At 66.1% G+C, this 18,437-nt stretch carries 13 protein-coding genes; 4 read left to right on the top strand and 9 right to left on the bottom strand.

Annotation, left to right across the window (positions count from 1 at the left end):
• Positions 1 to 138: 138 nt before the first annotated feature.
• Both TF1_RS08905 and TF1_RS08900 read right to left on the bottom strand, forming a co-directional pair.
• Entirely contained in the window at positions 139 to 1,548 is a 1,410-nt protein-coding gene (locus TF1_RS08905) for a PepSY-associated TM helix domain-containing protein (RefSeq protein ID WP_011293293.1), read from the bottom strand.
• Between the two features lie 471 nt (positions 1,549 to 2,019).
• Positions 2,020 to 2,790 carry a hypothetical protein gene (locus tag TF1_RS08900; protein WP_011293294.1) on the bottom strand — a complete coding sequence of 257 codons (771 nt, stop codon included), beginning with the start codon at positions 2,788 to 2,790 and terminating at the stop codon, positions 2,020 to 2,022.
• Positions 2,791 to 3,069: 279 nt separating this feature from the next.
• Here TF1_RS08900 and TF1_RS08895 point away from each other — a divergent pair, with 279 nt between their 5' ends.
• Complete coding sequence (locus tag TF1_RS08895) at positions 3,070 to 3,609, top strand: nitrobindin family protein (protein ID WP_011293295.1); 540 nt, start codon at positions 3,070 to 3,072, stop codon at positions 3,607 to 3,609.
• Between the two features lie 301 nt (positions 3,610 to 3,910).
• Positions 3,911 to 4,942: a CAF17-like 4Fe-4S cluster assembly/insertion protein YgfZ gene (gene ygfZ, locus TF1_RS08890; RefSeq protein ID WP_011293296.1), complete on the top strand. Its 1,032-nt coding sequence runs from the start codon at positions 3,911 to 3,913 to the stop codon at positions 4,940 to 4,942.
• Positions 4,943 to 4,957: 15 nt separating this feature from the next.
• Here ygfZ and TF1_RS08885 read toward each other — a convergent pair whose 3' ends face one another.
• Positions 4,958 to 5,713, bottom strand: a complete 756-nt coding sequence (locus tag TF1_RS08885; RefSeq protein ID WP_011293297.1) for a hypothetical protein — start codon at positions 5,711 to 5,713, stop codon at positions 4,958 to 4,960.
• Between the two features lie 67 nt (positions 5,714 to 5,780).
• Between TF1_RS08885 and TF1_RS08880 the strand changes: the two genes are divergently transcribed.
• On the top strand, positions 5,781 to 6,656 hold the full coding sequence (locus tag TF1_RS08880) for an HhH-GPD family protein (protein ID WP_011293298.1): 876 nt from the start codon (positions 5,781 to 5,783) through the stop codon (positions 6,654 to 6,656).
• Positions 6,657 to 6,873: 217 nt separating this feature from the next.
• On the opposite strand, the gene TF1_RS08875 is transcribed toward TF1_RS08880, so the two are convergent.
• Together TF1_RS08875 and TF1_RS08870 are read right to left on the bottom strand one after the other, a co-directional pair.
• The gene (locus tag TF1_RS08875; protein WP_011293299.1) at positions 6,874 to 9,366 is read right to left on the bottom strand and encodes an ATP-dependent Clp protease ATP-binding subunit; all 2,493 of its coding nucleotides are present in this window, start codon (positions 9,364 to 9,366) and stop codon (positions 6,874 to 6,876) included.
• Between the two features lie 442 nt (positions 9,367 to 9,808).
• Positions 9,809 to 10,144, bottom strand: coding sequence for a histone-like nucleoid-structuring protein Lsr2 (locus tag TF1_RS08870; RefSeq protein ID WP_016189353.1), 336 nt, complete (start codon positions 10,142 to 10,144; stop codon positions 9,809 to 9,811).
• A gap of 983 nt (positions 10,145 to 11,127) precedes the next feature.
• On the opposite strand from TF1_RS08870, the gene TF1_RS08860 reads away from it, so the two are divergent.
• A complete protein-coding gene (locus TF1_RS08860; RefSeq protein WP_011293301.1) occupies positions 11,128 to 14,280 on the top strand; it encodes a UvrD-helicase domain-containing protein in 3,153 nt (1,050 codons plus the stop codon).
• Here the strand turns inward: TF1_RS08860 and TF1_RS08855 are convergent.
• From TF1_RS08855 to TF1_RS08840, 4 genes are all read right to left on the bottom strand, one after another.
• Positions 14,277 to 14,852, bottom strand: a complete 576-nt coding sequence (locus TF1_RS08855) for an amino-acid N-acetyltransferase (RefSeq protein WP_011293302.1) — start codon at positions 14,850 to 14,852, stop codon at positions 14,277 to 14,279. The genes TF1_RS08860 and TF1_RS08855 overlap by 4 nt on opposite strands.
• Positions 14,853 to 15,007: 155 nt before the next feature.
• Positions 15,008 to 15,328, bottom strand: coding sequence for a LuxR C-terminal-related transcriptional regulator (locus TF1_RS08850; protein WP_038044184.1), 321 nt, complete (start codon positions 15,326 to 15,328; stop codon positions 15,008 to 15,010).
• Positions 15,329 to 15,952: 624 nt separating this feature from the next.
• Complete coding sequence (gene lysX / locus TF1_RS08845; RefSeq protein WP_011293304.1) at positions 15,953 to 17,443, bottom strand: bifunctional lysylphosphatidylglycerol synthetase/lysine--tRNA ligase LysX; 1,491 nt, start codon at positions 17,441 to 17,443, stop codon at positions 15,953 to 15,955.
• 207 nt (positions 17,444 to 17,650) lie between these two features.
• Positions 17,651 to 18,427, bottom strand: coding sequence for a type III pantothenate kinase (locus TF1_RS08840; RefSeq protein WP_011293305.1), 777 nt, complete (start codon positions 18,425 to 18,427; stop codon positions 17,651 to 17,653).
• Positions 18,428 to 18,437 lie beyond the last annotated feature (10 nt).

Genomic DNA, 18,437 nt, shown 5'->3' with positions numbered 1-18,437 from the left:
CTGCGCTACGGTCCCGGGCCTGTCGACGGGTGCTCATGTCCGGGCTGTCCCTAGGTCCGCGCATTCCTGGGCTGAGGTGAGGGGTGCCGCCGGGGCCCATAACCACGGACGCCCACCCCGGCGGCACCGGCAGGGAGGTTACGTGCTCGTTCGGGCGATGACCGCGTCCATGACAAGGAATCCCACGAGGGAAACCGTCCAGACCGGCATCAGCCAGCCCAGTCCGACGAGCACCGCGACGAGTGCGACCTTCGCCCACAGGGGCAGCCGTCGCCAGCTCCCACGTGGGAACGGGCGACCTAGGGCGAATCCTTCCCGGGTGGTGGGGCGGCGCTGCCACCACATGCGGTATCCCCAGATGATGAGAGCCAGGATGCCCACGGCCAGCGCGGTCAACACAAGCTGGTTGGGGAGCCCGAACAGCAGGCCCATGTGCGCGGCAATGCCCCACACGGTGAGCTTGGCCATCAGCGGGTAGTCCTCGAACCGCAGGATGTCGATGACTTCCCCGGTCATGGGGTCGACGAGCGCCGAGTCCTGTTGGACCGGCCATTCCCTGCCGGTTTCGACGACTTTGAACGCCTGGGTTTCGGAAGCCGGGTAGATCACTTCGATGGGGCCGTCGATCCCGGCTTCGCGTACCGCGCCGACGACTTGGTCGACGCTGACCGCGACGTGGTGCTCGTGGCCGTGTTCTGCGGTTGTGCCGCCCGTGTCGTGGTGTCCTGCTTCGAAAACCTCCGAGTTCAGGGAAGGGGTCTGCCAGTTCAAGGCTTGGCGGATGGTTCCGATGTTCTGCCCGGCATAGGCTGACCAGGTCATGCCGGTTGCGGAGAGCGCGAGCACTCCGAGGAGCATCCACACGCCCACGGTGCCGTGCCAGGACATGGTGTTGCGCCGCCCGGTGGCGCCCTGGTCAGGCAGGAAGACGCGGCGGATCCACGAGCCGGTGCGGCCGCGGCTCACCCACAGGACAACGCCCCCGAGGGCGACCACCCACAGCCAGCTTGCCGCGAGTTCGCTGTAGAGGCGGCCGACCTCGCCCAAGTGGAGATGGCGGTGGAGCATGCTGATCCAGGTGCGTACCGGGAGGGCGCCGCTGTTGCCGTAGACCTCGAGGGTGCCGAGGACTTCCCCGGTGTAGGGGTCGACGAAGACGCTGGAACGGACGCTTTCTTCCAGCCCGTCGACCTGGAAGAGGACTCGGGTGCTGTCTTCGGGGCCGCCGATACGGATCGCGTGGAGGGTGCCTTCCGGGTGGGCTTCTTGGGCTGCTTCGACTTGCAGGCTGAGCGGAATCCGATGCCCTTGTTGTTCAACGCGCAACTGGTCAGCGTAGAGCCATTGTTCGAGTTGCGGGGTGTAGGCGTAGAGAAGCCCGGTGATCGCTGCGACCGCGATGAATGGTGCGACGAGGACTCCCGCATAGAAGTGCAGGCGCAAGGCGAGGGCGCGCAGCGGCGGCCAGAGTGACGGGGCGCTTCGGTGCTGTGTGGGAGCAGTGACTGGTTCCCCGGAGGAGGGCGGGGCGTGCTCCTGTGTGGACATATTTCTCCTTTGGTGTGTGCCCCCACAGTGGACATGGTTTAGGGCTCCGCATGTTCCCCACCCACTGGTGATTTACTGTCAATTATCCTCTCATTACGGAAAGTAAGACAAGATTCGCAGAAGTGTTCCCTGGTCATATCGAGGCCATGCCAGGTGAGCTGCTGCGAAATGCGAGGGTCCGGCACTGGCGGATCAGTGTGGGTGTTCCGCACGAGAATGGCGGCAGGACAGGCGCGCGCCAGTGCACGTGGGACCAGGCGGGGTTGCGGCCCGGTGTGGTGGGCAATGAAGCCTGTAAAGCCTGGGTCAAGGGCGTCTTCTCCGGTCACCATAGCGGGAGAAAGACGCAGGTCAAAGCTTCACTGCTGGTCTCGTGTGCCGCGCAGGGCCGGGTGCTTCCTGATGTGAGGCCCTCGCCGGTCCCGGTGGGTTGGGCGTCCCGGGGCGGCATGCTGGTGGCCCGGGTCGGGGTTAACTGCTCACCAAGAGCAGGAGGCCCGCGATGCCGAGGAGCAGGGCGCTGCCGCTCAACAGCAGGGCGTGGACCGGCGGTCCGGGGACGGGCGGGGGCGCGGTCGTGCTGTGTTCAATGCTGAGCCGACCGTCTTCGGGGGCGACGAGGACGGGGTGGCCTTCCCGCAGTTCTACCCGGCCCCGCACGATCAGAGGGTCCCCTGCGCGGATGGCGCGCTCCCGGTATTCGAATTCGAGGGTCTCTCCCCGGAAGATTCCGGACACGCGGCCTTTGATCCGGCCGAGCAGGTCGTCGGCGGGAGCAGGTACTCCGCGTTGCGGGCGGCTGACGACACGTTGGAGGCACAGGTTCACCCGGGTGGTGTCGGCCTCCTCCGGGTCCACCAGGATCGGCTGGTCGCTGGGAGGACTGCCGTCGGGGCCGATGAGGGCGAACAGTTCCGGGGAGCTGTAGTCGGCGATCCGGTCGTCGCCGAGCACTTGTTGGCGTTCCCCAGTCTCTTCAACGGTGCGCCAGGTGGTGTAGTGACGGATGACTTCGTGGCCGTGCCACACGCATTCCACCCCGGCTAGGCGGGATTCGACTGTTCCGGCCGGTCCGGTGGCTGCCCGGCCGTGCAGGGTGACGTTGTGGCCGGCGAGAGCGACGAAAGCGCGGGGGCACAGAGTGGCCAAGGCGTGGCGGTGCTGCCAGCGCCGGTAGGCGAGGAAGCCCATGGGTGCCAGAATCGCCGCGCTGGCAAGGAGGGCAATTCCGATCACCAGCATGAAGCCCCTCTTCTCTATTGTCGTGGTCCGCGGGCCACGGCATCCGTGCCCCTTGTCCGTTCCTTACTTCTTTACCAGGGTCTGTGCCGGGCTAGGGCCATAACAGGGAGACGTGAGAACGTCTCCACTGATATCCGTCGTGGACAACGCCTGCCCGAATGGCGGGTAGCCGGTGCCGAAGAGAACGGAGAAAACCGTGGTAGGCGCAAGAAGTGCTGGTGCCGGCCGCGTCGGCTGCGGGTACGGGCGAATGCTGTGCCGCCGCTAGTCTCGGACACTATGCAGTCTGAGATGCATCCAGAACTGGCGAAGCTGTCGTTTTTGCTGGGCCGCTGGGAAGGACTGGGGGTCGCAGGCTACCCGGATACCGAAGAATTCCAGTTCACCCAGGTCATCGAGTTCACCCACGACGGCCATCCGCATCTGAACTATCGGAGCCAGGTGTGGCGGGTCAACGAGGACGGTTCCCGGGGTGAACCGGTGACGTCCGAGTCGGGGTATTGGCGGGTTCGGACGGGCAAGGCAGCGCAGCAGGAGGATCCTGACCAGCCGCCCATCCACGTGGAGGTGCTGATCTCCCACCCCGAGGGGTACAGCGAGGTCTACCTCGGCACGGTTTTCGCTCACCGGGTGGAGCTGCACACGGATGTGGTGGTCCGCACGGAGACGGGGCTTCCTGCGGCGGCCAGCCACCGGTTGTACGGGTTGTTCGGGGACAACCGGGAGACGCTGGGCTACGCCTGGGATCTGGCGGCCAACAGCAAAGAACTGCAGCCGTACATGTCCGCCCAGTTGCAGCGGGTCGACCGCAAGTCGTGAGAAGTGGCCTGGGGCGGACCCTCGGGTTTCTCCAGCGCAGGCTGGGGCCAGTCGGACAAGGCTGGCCACCCGAGGGTCCGGGTGTCCACCGTGGATTCGCTAGCGCGATCCGTGGGGTCGCCCTAGCGGGCGAACACCTCGCGTGTCCGCAAAGAGCTCACTTTGTGGACCACCTCCTTTCTCGCGTGCCCTCGACGGTACGTGCAGGGACGGGTGCGGGGCAAACCTTTTTTCGCGGGTATTCCGGGAACGGGGAGGTGTCCGCCCCACCGAGCTGTGGCGGGGACATAGGCTCACAGGTATGACTTCGCCGTTGCTCACGCGTCCCGGCGCGGTGGCCGCCGAGGCGCCTGATACTGAGATCGCCGCCCACTACGGGGAAATGTTCCAGGAACAGCGGGCCTTGGACCGTGGCGCGGGCTGGGTGGACCGGAGCAACCGGGGCGTGGTCCGCGTGTCCGGCCCGGACCGGTTGGGATGGTTGCACGACCTCACCAGCCAGCATTTGCGGGAGCTGGCCCCGGGGACCGCCACTGAAACCTTGGTGATGGACGCCAACGGGCGGATCAAGCACCACTTGTCGGTGGTGGACGACGGCACCGCGCTGTGGGCTCACGTGGAACCGGGGACCGCGGAGGAGCTTGTTGCGTTCCTCCAGTCCATGCGGTTCATGCTGCGGGTCGAGGTGGACGATCTGAGCGCGGAGCGCGCCGTGGTGACCGTGGCGGGCCCGGATCGGGCTGCGGTGCTGGACGCGGTGCGTGACTCGTTGCCGCCGGAGACCGTGCTCCGTCCCGCTGCCGACGAGACCGACCTTTTCCTGCCGGCAGCGGCGCTGGTGGAGGTCACTGAGGCGTTGACTGCGGCGGGGGCGCGGCCTGCCGGGCTGTGGGCTTATGAAGCGCGCCGGATTGCCGCGCACCGGCCCCGGTTCGGGATTGACACGGACCACCGGGCGATCGCCCACGAGATGGGGTGGATTGGTTCCGCGGTGCACCTCGACAAAGGGTGCTATCCGGGGCAGGAGACGGTGGCGCGAGTCCACAACTTGGGGCGTCCGCCGCGCCGTCTGGTGATGCTGCACTTGGACGGCACGGCTGAGCGGCTGCCCGCGCGGGGGGCCGACATCGAGTTGGACGGCCGTTCCGTGGGGTTCGTGGGGTCGTCGGCCCGCCACTTCGAGCTGGGACCGATCGCTTTGGGTTTGGTCAAGCGGACGGTTCCCGTGGACGCCGAGTTTGTGGTGGACGGGATCGCTGCCGCGCAGGAAGTGGTGGTCAGCCCGGACACGGGGGCGAACGCGCAGATCGCCTTGCGGCGCCGCCCGCACTGACCCCGGTTTCAGGGGCTAGTGCAGGCGGAACACTTGGGATCCGGCGACTTCGTAGTCGCTGTAGGCCTTGGCCACGTAGGTGCCGGGGCGGGCGTGGACGACGTCGTCCCGGCAGTCCGGCCAGGAGCGGGTGCGGTCCCAGGTGAGGTCCACGTCGTGGGGGACGCCGCGCCGGAGTTCCACGGCTTCTGCGCGGAACGCGTCCCCGCAGTCGGCGCTGGACCAGATGCGGTCGTTGCCTGAGGTGATGCGCAGTTCCAGGGTGTCGGGTCCCACGTCTGCCCGGCAGGTGGTGGAACCGGTGTTGACCAGGGTGAGGGTGAGGACGGGGTAGACCCCTGCGGCATAGTCGTCCCGGTCGGAGTGCACAGTCACGACCACGTTCTCGGGGTGGCAGGGGGCGGCGGTGGACTGGGCACCGCTGCTTCCTCCCCCGGACGAGCCGCCCGCGGCGAAGTCAGGGTCGGTGCTGCCGCCTGCCGCGGTGGTGTCGGGGTCCCCCTCCCCCGCATCGTCGGTTTCAGGGGAATCGTCGGCATTGTCGGGGTCGTCGGGGGGTGAGGCTGGGATACTGGGTTCTGCCGACCCGGCGCTGTGCGGAGCGTCCTCCGAGCCAGGGCTGGAGTCGGTGCTTGCCGGGATGATCGAGTCCTCCTCGTCGGCGGAGGGACGGCAGGCGTATGCGATCAGCGCGAGTACCGCGAGCAGCCCTGCCAATACCACGAACCGTCGCCGCCAGTAGATTGCCTTGCTTACCGGTCCCGAAGCCATAACCGTAAGTATCCCGGCTTCCAGAGTTTTACGCCTACTCGACCCGCCGTTGGAATTCTGATCGTCTATGACCGCAAACCCCTACCGTACAGCCGTTCTCGCCTGGTATGACGCCAACGCACGGGATCTCCCGTGGCGCTCCGCGGAGGTGACCCCGTGGGGTGTGCTGGTGAGCGAGGTGATGCTCCAGCAGACCCCGGTGGCGCGGGTGCTGCCCGCCTGGCAGGCGTGGATGGAACGCTGGCCTACCCCGAAGGACCTGGCGGCCGATTCTGCGGGGGAAGCCGTGCGGATGTGGGGGCGGCTCGGCTATCCGCGTCGTGCGCTGCGGTTGCACGCGTGTGCGACGGTGATCGTGGAGCGGCACGGCGGCACAGTGCCGGACTCGTACGACGAACTGTTGGCGCTGCCCGGGGTGGGGGCATACACGGCGGCCGCGGTGGCGAGTTTCGCGTTCCAGCAGCGGCATGCGGTGTTGGACACGAACGTGCGGCGTGTCTTGGAGCGGCTGGTGAACGGGCGGCAGTATCCGCCGCGAACCCCCACGAAAGCCGAGTACCGGCTGGCGGAGTCGTTGCTTCCGGAGGAGCCCGCGGTAGCGGCTCGGTGGGGGGTCGCGGTGATGGAGCTGGGTGCGCTGGTGTGTACGGCGCGGTCGCCCCGCTGCGGGGTGTGCCCGGTGGTGGACCAGTGCGCGTGGGTGCTCGCGGGGTGTCCCCCGCATGACGGGCCGCCGCGGCGCGGCCAGCGGTATGCGGGGACGGACCGCCAGGTCCGCGGCCGGCTGTTGGCGGTGCTGCGGGAAGCGTCCGGTCCGGTGCCGAAGTCGATGTTGGACGCGGTGTGGGATGACGCGGTCCAGCGGGAACGGGCGTTGGACAGTCTGGTGGCTGACGGTCTGGTGGACCCGTTGGAGACGGGCGAGTACGCGCTGCCTAACTGACCGGGAAGCCGTGCCCGTGTCGTGTCTCGAGGCGGCAGGGGAGGCGGTGCGGGTGCGGCCGGCCGGGAAAGCCGGTGCGTGGTGCGTGCCGCGGTTGTCGGGGTGTGCACAGGTCGGCGCATACGAGAAGGAGGGGTGGCCGGTGGACCACCCCTCCTTCTCGTGTATTGGGTGCGTTACGGGTCGGTGCGGGACCGCTCGATGGAAGAGCTCGGTGCTACTGAGCGCCCACCTCTGCGGTCTCCGGCAGTGCCTGCGGCTTCGGCACACCGCGGAAGGTGAACTTGGCGTCGGCGCCTTCGCCTTCCGCGTCGACGATGACGATCTGGCCGGACTTGAGTTCGCCGTAGAGGATCTTCTCCGACAGGGCGTCTTCGATCTCCCGCTGGATCGTCCGGCGCAGCGGCCGGGCGCCCAGCACCGGGTCGTAGCCCCGCTCGGCGAGGATCTTCTTGGCGTGCGGCCGGACCTCGATACCCATGTCGCGGTCCTTGAGCCGCTCGTCCAGCCGGGCGACCATCAGGTCGACGATGGCGGTGATCTCCTTCTGCGTCAGCTGGTGGAACACGATCGTGTCGTCCACCCGGTTGAGGAACTCAGGCCGGAAGTGCTGCTTGAGCTCCTCGTTCACCTTGGCCTTCATGCGGTCGTACGTGGTCTGGGTGTCGTCCGGCCGCGCGAAGCCCATGGGCTGGCCCTTGGAGATGTCCCGGGTGCCCAGGTTGGTGGTCATGACGATGATCGTGTTCTTGAAGTCGACGTTGCGGCCCTGGGCGTCGGTGAGACGGCCCTCCTCCAGCACCTGGAGCAGCGAGTTGAAGATGTCGCCGTGGGCCTTCTCGATCTCGTCGAACAGCACCACCGAGAACGGCTTGCGCCGCACCTTCTCGGTGAGCTGGCCGCCCTCCTCGTAGCCGACGTAGCCGGGAGGCGAGCCGAACAGGCGCGACACGGTGTGCTTCTCCATGAACTCGCTCATGTCGAGCTGGATCAGCGCGTCCTCGTCGCCGAAGAGGAACTCGGCCAGCGCCTTGCACAGCTCGGTCTTACCGACACCGGACGGGCCGGCGAAGATGAACGAGCCACCGGGACGCTTGGGGTCCTTCAGGCCGGCGCGGGTGCGGCGGATCGCCTGGGAGAGCGCCTTGATGGCGTCGTCCTGGCCGATGACCCGCTTGTGCAGCTCCTCTTCCATGCGGAGCAGGCGCGAGGACTCTTCCTCGGTGAGCCGGAAGACCGGGATGCCGGTAGCGGTGGCGAGGACTTCGGCGATGAGCTCCTCGTTCACCTCGGCGACCGTGTCCATGTCGCCGGCCTTCCACTCCTTCTCCTTCTGCGCGCGCTGCGCCTGGAGCCGCTTCTCTTCGTCGCGGAGTGCGGCAGCCCGCTCGAAGTCCTGGGCGTCGATCGCCGCCTCCTTGTCACGCCGCACCTTGGCGATCTTCTCGTCAAATTCGCGCAGGTCCGGCGGGGCGGTCATGCGGCGGATCCGCATGCGCGAGCCGGCTTCGTCGATCAGGTCGATGGCCTTGTCCGGCAGATAGCGGTCGCTGATGTAGCGGTCGGCTAGCTGCGCGGCGGCGACCAGAGCACCGTCGGTGATGGACACGCGGTGGTGCGCCTCGTAGCGGTCGCGCAGGCCCTTGAGGATCTCGATGGTGTGCGAGATCGTGGGCTCCTCGACCTGGATGGGCTGGAAGCGGCGCTCCAGCGCGGCGTCCTTCTCCAGGTACTTGCGGTATTCGTCCAGGGTGGTCGCGCCGATGGTCTGCAGTTCACCGCGGGCCAGCATCGGCTTGAGGATGGAGGCCGCGTCGATCGCGCCTTCCGCGGCGCCGGCGCCGACCAGGGTGTGCAGCTCGTCGATGAAGAGGATGATGTCGCCGCGGGAGCGGATCTCCTTGAGGACCTTACGCAGCCGCTCTTCGAAGTCACCCCGGTAGCGGCTGCCCGCGACCAGGGCGCCGAGGTCGAGCGTGTAGAGCTGCTTGTCCTTGAGGGTTTCGGGGATCTCGCCCTTGACGATCTTCTGCGCCAGGCCTTCGACCACGGCGGTCTTTCCGACACCGGGGTCGCCCACCAGGACAGGGTTGTTCTTGGTGCGCCGCGACAGGACCTGCATGACCCGTTCGATCTCCTTGTCGCGACCGATGACCGGGTCGAGCTTGCCTTCGCGGGCGGCCTGGGTCAGGTTGCGGCCGAACTGGTCCAGCACCAGGGACGTGGACGGTGCCGACTCGGCGGCCGTGCCGGCGGCCTGCGGCTCCTTGCCCTGGTAGCCGTGGAGCAGCTGGATCACCTGCTGGCGCACCCGGTTGAGGTCGGCGCCCAGCTTCACCAGCACCTGGGCGGCCACACCCTCGCCCTCTCGGATGAGGCCGAGCAGGATGTGCTCCGTGCCAATGTAGTTGTGTCCCAGTTGCAGGGCCTCGCGCAGTGACAGTTCCAGGACCTTCTTGGCACGGGGTGTGAAGGGAATGTGGCCGGACGGGGCCTGCTGCCCCTGCCCGATGATCTCCTCAACCTGCTGACGGACGGCTTCCAGGCTGATGCCGAGGCTCTCCAGAGCCTTGGCAGCGACGCCCTCGCCCTCGTGGATGAGGCCGAGCAGGATGTGCTCCGTGCCAATGTAGTTGTGGTTGAGCATCCTGGCTTCTTCTTGAGCCAGGACAACCACGCGCCGTGCGCGGTCGGTAAACCTCTCGAACATGTCTCGTCGCTCCTCACAGAGCGGTCAGGCAGGGACGGAAGTTCCGACCCTCACTTTTCCGCCTATCGGCCCCGAGGTGGATCAGGGAACCTCCAGGGCACTGTCGCACCCGTCTACACCGCGCCGACCGGCTCCCCGGACGGCCACACGAATACACCCACCACCGATCTCTTCACACGGTGCTATGCCAAGAGACTTTCCCCGACGATAGGGCGTTCATCCTCATCCAACTACTGTTCGCCCCTCATATGTTCCGCGTACGCCGCAAGCGAACGGCCCGCGACCCTCAACTACGTGAGAGAACGCGGGCCGTGATGCGTGTTCGCACGATATTTGCTCTAAGCGAACAGCGTTGCTGGTCAGTGTTCCGGAGGGGGCAATCCTCGCTGGAGAGGATTCACGCCCTCAGCGGCACGGCGTGAATCCGGGGCGAGGGCGACAGTCAGCGTCCCTGGGCGGCGTGGTATTCGTCCATGATCGCCTGAGGGATGCGGCCTCGTTCGCTGACCTGCTTGCCAGCCGCCCGGGCCCAGGCGCGGATCTCGGCGCTGCGCTCCCGACTCAGCGTGCTGCGCTGCTTGCTGCGGGTAGCACCACGCTTCGTCGGTGCCTTGCGGGCGGCCTTAATAAAAGGTTCGAGCGCAGCGCGGAGCTTAGCCGCGTTTTCACCACTGAGGTCGATCTCATAGGTGGCACCGTCGATTCCGAAGGAGACCGTCTCCTCAGCCTCACCTCCATCGAGGTCATCGACGAGTAGCACCTGTACCTTTTGGGCCATGCTGGGTCCTTTCTTGGCTGAGAAGAGTGTTAACAGGCCATTGAATATAAAGCTATCCTGCGGCCTTTGGAAAGACAATTCACTCTACTCAGAATGAAGTTATCTTCGATCACATCAAGATGATGGGAAGAAATTTATGACAGAGTTGATGCTGAGCTGTCAGATGCAGTCAAGAAGTTCATAACATGCCCGCCGACACAGCATTCACTGATGTGGGCTTAGCGCCCCTTGTGCTCTTCCTCTGTGTCACGGACTTCCGCATCGGAAGCGCGCGGTGTGTCTTGGCTCTCAGCAGCGACTTTGTTGTCCGCTTCCTTCGTCTCTGGTGATTCGCCCTCGTCAATGGGCCTGCCGTCGGACGTTCTGGGCGCCATCTCCTTACGGAGCAGCGTGTAGATAGCCACGCAGAACACTGTCGCGACAACAGCGGGCGGGATCAGTGCTGACAATACGTCCCACATCAGACGAACCCTTCTCCTGGCCGTTCCTTTATACAGCGATTACCCAGAGCGGGATGCCTGCTGGTTCCCTGGTACGACGGCCGTATCAACTGTCGACGGGCCCAGGTCATCATAGGTGAGCAGCCACGCTGTTCCACCAGGAACCCGCATCCCGTTTAGCCAGAGTTGGAAGTGGCTAAAGGTCTATCGGGGATCGCACTCAGCCTAAAACACCCATACACACAGGACCAAAAGACAACTGCGCGTAGCCGGCAGAGAACTCAAACACCCAGCCGCAAGCAGATCGTATTAAACAGAAGAAGATCACAAAGCGCCGCGCAACGTCCTATGCGAACAAAAACCGATCCGCTTTTTGTTCGCATTGCACAGATTACCCCTTCTCTCCACAGAGTGCTCTCAGCAAGCTCTAAGGTCTGTCCCAGTGGGAAGTTGTGGGATCGTTGCAGGGTGACCGGAGAGAGTGGCAGACCCCGCTGTCTGCGCACACCAGGACTCCCCCTTGGGCATTGAGAGGACCTCGCCGTGGAGTTCCACGCCGATCTACATATCCACTCCAAGTACTCGCGGGCGTGCAGCAAAGATTCCGATCTGGAACACCTCGCGTGGTGGGCTGCCCGCAAGGGGATCGCCTTGGTCGGAACCGGTGATTTCACTCACCCTGCCTGGCGGGCCGAGTTGGAGCGCGACCTGGTCCCCGCAGAACCCGGTCTTTTCCGGTTGCGCCCCGAAATCGAGTCGCGCATCCTGCGGACTCTGCCACCGAACTGCCGCACCCTGCCCCGCTTCATGCTCTCCGTGGAGATCTCCACGATCTACAAACGCGACGGCCGCACCCGCAAAGTGCACCACCTGCTTTATGCGCCGTCGTTTGAGGCGGCCGGGCGGATTACCGCCGACCTCGCCAAGATAGGCAACCTCGCCTCGGACGGCCGCCCCATTCTGGGCCTGGACTCCCGCGACCTGCTGGACATTACGCTCTCCAGCGATCCCGGCTCCTATCTCGTGCCCGCCCATATCTGGACCCCGTGGTTTTCGGCCCTGGGCTCCAAATCCGGTTTCGACAGCATCGCCGACTGCTACGCCGACCTGGCTGACCACATCTTCGCGGTGGAGACCGGGCTGTCCAGCGACCCGGCCATGAACTGGATGGTCTCTTCCCTCGACTCCTACACCCTGGTGAGCAATTCCGACGCGCATTCCCCGCCGATGCTGGCGCGGGAAGCGACCCGGTTCGACACCGATCTCGACTATTACGCGGTGCGGCGGGCTTTGGAGACCGGGGAAGGCTTCCGCGGCACGGTCGAATTCTTCCCCGAGGAAGGGAAATACCACCTGGACGGGCACCGCAAATGCGGGATCCGCTTCGACCCGCAGGCCACCCGGGACCACCATGGTCGCTGCCCGGTGTGCGGGAAACCGCTCACGGTCGGCGTCTTCCACCGGGTCAGCGAACTCGCTGACCGGTCTGAAGGCTACCGGGTGCCAGGGGCGGCGGACTTCACCAGCCTGGTTCCGCTGCCGGAGATCGTCAGCGAGATCGTGGGTGTGGGCCCGAAGAGCAAACGCGTCATGGGCGAAGTGACCCGCCTGGTCGGTGAACTCGGCCCCGAGTTGGACATTCTGCAGTCGGTCCCCTTGGACGAGGTGACTCGGGTCGGCGGGGAACTGCTGGGGGAGGCGATCACCCGACTGCGCCGCGGCGAGGTCATCCGGGAAGCCGGCTACGACGGCGAATACGGCGTGATCCGCATGTTCCAGCCTGAGGAGCTGCGCTCCAAGAACACTACGCCGACCCTCTTCGGCGACCTCGACCTTCCGGAGCAAGCCCCGGCTGCTCCGCGGACGGCGCGCCGCTCCGCCCCGTCGGCGCCAACCCCCGCACCGGAGCCGGTAACACCAGCGGACACCGACGCCGAGCCCGCGCTTTTCTCGGCCGAGGAAACCTCGTCCCAGCCGTCGCCCGCCAGCCTGCTGGACGGCCTGGACCCGGACCAGCGGGCCGCCGCAGAACACACCGGGGGGCCACTGCTCATCGTCGCCGGCCCCGGCACGGGGAAGACCCGCACCCTGACGCATCGGATCGCCTACGTGGTGGCGGAACGCGGTGTTCCCGCCAGCCAGTGTTTGGCGATCACGTTCACCCGGCGGGCAGCCGACGAGCTGCGGGAACGGCTGCACGCGCTCCTCGGCGAACGCGCCGCGGACATGACCATCACCACGCTGCACGGCCTGGGCGCGCTGATCCTGCGGGAGCAGTACGCGCGGGCCGGGCTGAGCCCCGACTTCACCATCGCCGACGACAGCCTGCGTCAGGAGATCGCCGCCGAGATCGCCGGTTCTGCCGGGGAAGGGCGGCGGCTCCTCGCCCGCCGGGAGACGGCGCTGCACGAGGACGACGCAGAGATCGCCCGGTTTGATGCCCGGCTGCGGGAAGCGAACCTGGTGGACTTCACCGACCTGATCCGGTTGCCGGTGCGGCTGCTCTCCGCGGACGAGGAGCTCGTCGCCCACTATCGGAGCCGCTGGCCGTACATCAGCGTGGACGAATACCAGGACGTGGACGAAAGCCAGTACGCGCTGCTGCGGCTCTTGGCCGGCCCGGAGGCGAACCTCACGGTGATCGGCGACCCCGACCAGGCCATCTACGGGTTCCGCGGCGCTGATGTGGGCTTCTTCCTGCGGTTCACCGAGGACTATCCGAGCGCGCGCACCGTCCAGTTGACCCGCAACTACCGGTCCAACTCCACGATCGTCAACGCTGCGCTGCAGGCGATCGCCCCCGCCTCGCTGGTGCCGGGGCGGACGCTGCGCGCCGTGGGCCAGTTCGGTGAGGCGCCGCGGATCGGCGTGCACGTTGCAGCCGACGAGTACGCCGAGGCGTCGTTCGTGGCCCGCGCGATCGACCGGCTGCTTGGTGGGACGTCGCTGCACTCGCTGGACAGCGGCCGGGTCACCGAGGACGGGGACGATTCGCTGTCGTTCAGCGACATCTGCGTGCTGTACCGCACCGATGCGCAGAGCGAGGCGATCATCAGCGCGTTCAACACGGCGGGCATCCCGTTCCAGAAGCGTTCGCACGACCGGCTGCTGTCCCGCCCGGAGATGCGGATCCTCGTCGCGGAGCTGCCACACCAGCCGGACGGTCCGGTGGTCGACCGGGTGCGGTCCGCGGTGGAGACGCTGTGTCGCCGCTATGCCGACAACGAGCGGCGGGTCACCGACGTACGGGCCGCCGGGGAACTGGTGGCCCCGCTGGCGGAGCGGTGCGGCACCGACCTTTCCGAGTTCCTCTCCGCGTTGGCGCTCGGCGCTGAAGTGGACGCCTTGGATCCGCGGGCCGACCGGGTGTCGCTGCTGACCTTGCACGCCGCTAAAGGGCTCGAATACCCGGTGGTGTTCCTGGTGGGCTGCGAGGACGGGCTGCTGCCGTTCTTCTTCCCGGGTGAGGAGCACGAGGACACGGCTGAGGAGCGCCGCCTGTTCTTCGTGGGGATCACGCGGGCGCAGCGTCGGCTGTACCTGTCCCGGGCGCGGCGGCGCACGCGGCGGGGCCGCACCTTCGACGCGGCACCGTCTCCTTTCCTCGCGGCCATTGACGCGAAGCTCACCATGGCGGTGGATGCGGAGTCGGCGCTCCGGAAGCGCCCGAAGGACCGGCAGTTGCGGCTGCTCTAGGCCCCGGGGCGGGCCGAGGAGCCGTTCGCGGAGTCCTGGGCCGGGTCGGAGTCCAGGTGCAGCAGCATGCGGACGTTGCCGAGGGTGTTGGGTTTGACCCGGTCCAGGTCGAGGAATTCCGCGACCCCCTCGTCGTAGGAGCGCAAGAGTTCCTGATAGACCTCGTCGGAGACCGGGGTGCCTTTGATCTCCACGAAACCGTGTTTGGCGAAGAACGCGGTTTCGAAGGTCAGGCAGAAGACCCGGCGCACACCGAGTTCTCGCGCGGTGTCCAGCAGCGCGGAGACGATGCGGTGCCCCACCCCGCGGCCCTGGACCTCCGGGTCGACGGCGACTGTGCGGACCTCGGCGAGGTCTTCCCACAGCACGTGAAGCGCCCCGCACCCCACGACCCGCTTGCTTGTTCCGTCGTCGAGTTCGCCCACCCAGAACTCTTGGATGTCCTCGTACAGAGTGACCGTGCTCTTAGTGAGGATGCGGCCTTCCCCACTGAAGAGGTCGATGAGTCTGCGGATGTGGACGACGTCGCGGGTGCGTGCCCGGCGGACGGTGATCGCTTCTTCTATTGTCATCGCCGAGTCAGCTTATCCGTATCTCGGCGACGGCGCCGTCCGCGCTCCCGCCGAAACGGCGCTGTGGTGTGCTCCGTGGGCGGGTGCGGGCGGCGCCGTGGAGGTCCAAGGCCTGGTAGTGGCATACAGAGCGGTGTCCGCGCAGCGCAGCCGGGCTAGATCAGGTGCCGGCGGGCGGCCCAGACGACCGCTTCGATGGGGGTGTTGACGCCAAGACGGTCGCAGATCGAGCGGAGGCGGCGGCGCAGGGTGCGCGCGCTGAGGTCCAGGCGACGCGCCACCACGTCGGTGGTGACGCCGGTGGCGATTTCGGCCAGCATGCGCAGCTCGTCTTCGTTGAGGCCCACGGCCCGGGCGTACTCCTCGTTCGAGTCGCGTTCACGCCCTTGGGCGGGCACCAGGCAGCAGTCGCGCAGGACCGGTCCGTTCAGTTCTTCTTTAGCGGTTGTCTGACGTACGAGTGTGGCCTGTTCCACTCCGTCCTCCTCATCCGTCCGGTGAGTGCGGAACAACGACTCCATCACCGCGAAGACACACATTCAGATGAGATACGGGATCTTTTGGTTCGCACTTTTGGTGCTTTTCTCGAAACTCTGCGCCACATTGCCCCCATAGGCCCCGTGGGATTGGGGAATGGCTGGGCTTCGGTGGTCGGACTTTCACGCACTCACACGCGGTGGCCTGGGACGGACAGACCTCGCGCGGGTATGTGCTCACCAGACAGTGCTCGAAACGGTGATAACCGCCTCGCCCCCTCGCTATCTGCTGTGGTCCTCTGCGGCAAACGCGCGCGGATTCTCCGCTCCTCGCAAAACGCTAAGCGTATAGCGACATACCGTCAAGAGTTATTCGAACACTAACGGTAATATTTCAAAAACCCACGGTGACAAAAGCTAGAGAAAGAACCCCATGACAGACTTTGACCTGCATAAACAGTGTTTGCCCTGGTCATGGGGGAGCTCGACACTAAAGGCTAGTCCGCATTCCGTAGCAGGAATTCTGGACAGCCCTTCGAGGAGTTTTCGACGTCTCCTGACCGAAAAGGAAGGGCACACTCACGCGTAAGAGACGCGTATGAGTGTGCCCTCGACAGGACTTACTTATCTCTGTTCCTGTCGGACCAATGGGAACAGGATCGTCTCGCGAATGTTCTTTCCGGTAAAGGCCATCAACAGCCGGTCGACGCCCACACCGACACCGCCGGTAGGCGGCATGGCGTACTCCAAGGCGCGCAGAAAATCCTCGTCCAACTGCATTGCCTCGGGATCGCCCCCGGCAGCCAGCAGAGACTGCTCAGTCAAGCGGCGGCGCTGCTCCACCGGATCAATCAACTCGGAATATCCGGTGCCCAACTCCATACCGAATCCGATGAGATCCCACTTCTCGGTGAGCAGCGGGTCTTCACGGTGCTGGCGGGTCAGCGGGCTGGTTTCAAGCGGGTAGTCCCGGACAAAAGTCGGCTGCACCAGGCTGTCTTGGACCAACTCCTCGAAAAGGTGCTCGACGAGCTTGCCCGGACCCCACTCCGGGTTCCATTCGACACCGCGCGCATCCGCCAGCTTCCGCAGCGTCTCCACCGGGGTCCGCGGAGTGACTTCTTCGCCCAGCGCTTCAGAGACCGCGCCGTACAAGGTGATCTGCGGCCACTCGCCGCCCAAGTCGACCTCTGTGTCGCCCCGCTGGACCACCGTGCTGCCGAACACTGCGACGGCGGCTTCCTGGATGAGTTCGCGGGTGATGTCGGCCATCACGTTGTAGTCCGCGTAGGCCTGGTAGAACTCCAGCATCGTGAACTCGGGGTTGTGCGTGGAGTCCGCGCCCTCGTTCCGGAAGTTCCGGTTGATTTCGAAGACCTTCTCAACCCCGCCGACCACCATCCGCTTCAAGTACAGTTCGGGGGCGATGCGCAGGTAGAGGTCGAGGTCGTAGGCGTTGATGTGGGTGACGAAGGGGCGTGCCGTCGCCCCGCCGTGCACCTGCTGCAGCATCGGCGTCTCAACCTCGATGTAGCCGCGGTTGTGCAGCCCGTCGCGCAGCGCACGCACCGTGCGGGCGCGGCGCATCACCATCTCCCGCGACTCGGGGTTGACGATAAGGTCCACGTAGCGCTGGCGCACCCGTGCCTCAGGGTCGGTCAGCCCCTTGTGCTTGTCCGGCAGCGGGCGCAGGCACTTGGAGGTCAGCGTCCAGGTGTCCGCGAGGATCGACAACTCGCCTCGCCGAGAAGTGATCACTTCCCCTTCGACACCGATGTGGTCGCCCAGGTCGACGTCGCTCTTCCACGCCGCCAAACGCTCGGCGCCCACCCTGTCCAGGGAGAGCATGACCTGGATGTCCCCGGACGCGTCCCGGATCGTGGCGAAGCAGAGTTTGCCGCCGGTCCGATACAGCATGACCCGCCCGGTCAGGGCCACGCGTTCCCCGGTGTAGACGTCCGGAGCGAGATCGCCGTGTTTCGCCCGGACCTCTGCGATCGTCGTCGTGCGCGGGAAGGTCACCGGGTAGGGGTCGACACCCTCCCGACGCAGTCGGTCCAGCTTCTCGCGGCGAACCCGCATCTGTTCCGGCAGATCATCCAGTACTTCACTCACGCAGTCGATCCTATCGGTCAGGGGAGCACAGCAATCTACGCGTCAACAGCGTGCACCCTCGGTTGAACGGGAAAGACACAGCGCCGCACGCGGTGCATGCCACCGCCGTGCTGGCGGCGCTGGGCGGGGGGACAGCCGTCCTGCAGCGCCGCTCGTGCGTCTGCTACCAGGGGTTTGCTCCTGGCGCAGGGTCTCCTGATCTTCTGCTCACGTGTTCCGTTCGAAGATCATGCGCAAGCCGATGAGCGTCAGCCACGGCTCGTGCACGTCCACCGTCTCACATTCGTCCACCACCAGAGGCGCCAGGCCACCGGTGGCGACAACGGTGACGTCGTCCACGTCGTCGGTGAGCTCCTGGGCCATGCGGTCCACGATGCCGTCGACTTGGCCCGCGAACCCGTAGACGATGCCGGAGCGCAGCGCTTCAGTGGTGTTCTTCGCGATCACCGAGCGCGGTTTGATGATCTCCACCATGTGCAACTGCGCACCCCGTTTGGACAGCGCCTCCACCGAGATGTCGATCCCCGGGGCGATGGCTCCGCCAACGTATTCCCCTCGGGCGCTCACCGCGTCGAAGGTGGTGGCGGTGCCGAAGTCCACGACCACGGCGGGACCGCCGTACAGCCGCGCCGCGGCCAGCGCGTTGACGATACGGTCGCTGCCGACCTCCTTGGGGTTGTCCATGCGGATCGGTACGCCCGTTTTGACCCCGGGTTCGACGATGACGGCGGGCACGTCCCCGTAGTGGCGGCGGAACATCTGGCGCATCTCGTTCTGCACCATCGGCACGGTGCAGCACATGGCGATCCCGTCGATGTCGCCGTGGATCAGCGAGTCGAAGTGCAGCAGGTTCTGGACGACCACGGCCCATTCGTCGGCGGTCCGCCGCCCCTTAGACGAGACTCTCCAGTGTTCCAGCAGATCCTCGCCCTCGAATAGACCGAAGACAGTGTCGGAGTTGCCGACGTCGATCGTGAGCAGCATGGGGGCCTAC

The organism is Thermobifida fusca NBRC 14071 = JCM 3263 (assembly GCF_001592045.1).
Lineage (GTDB): Bacteria > Actinomycetota > Actinomycetes > Streptosporangiales > Streptosporangiaceae > Thermobifida > Thermobifida fusca.
Note: the sequence above shows the minus strand (reverse complement) of the source record. Positions and strands in the feature narration are given on the sequence as shown.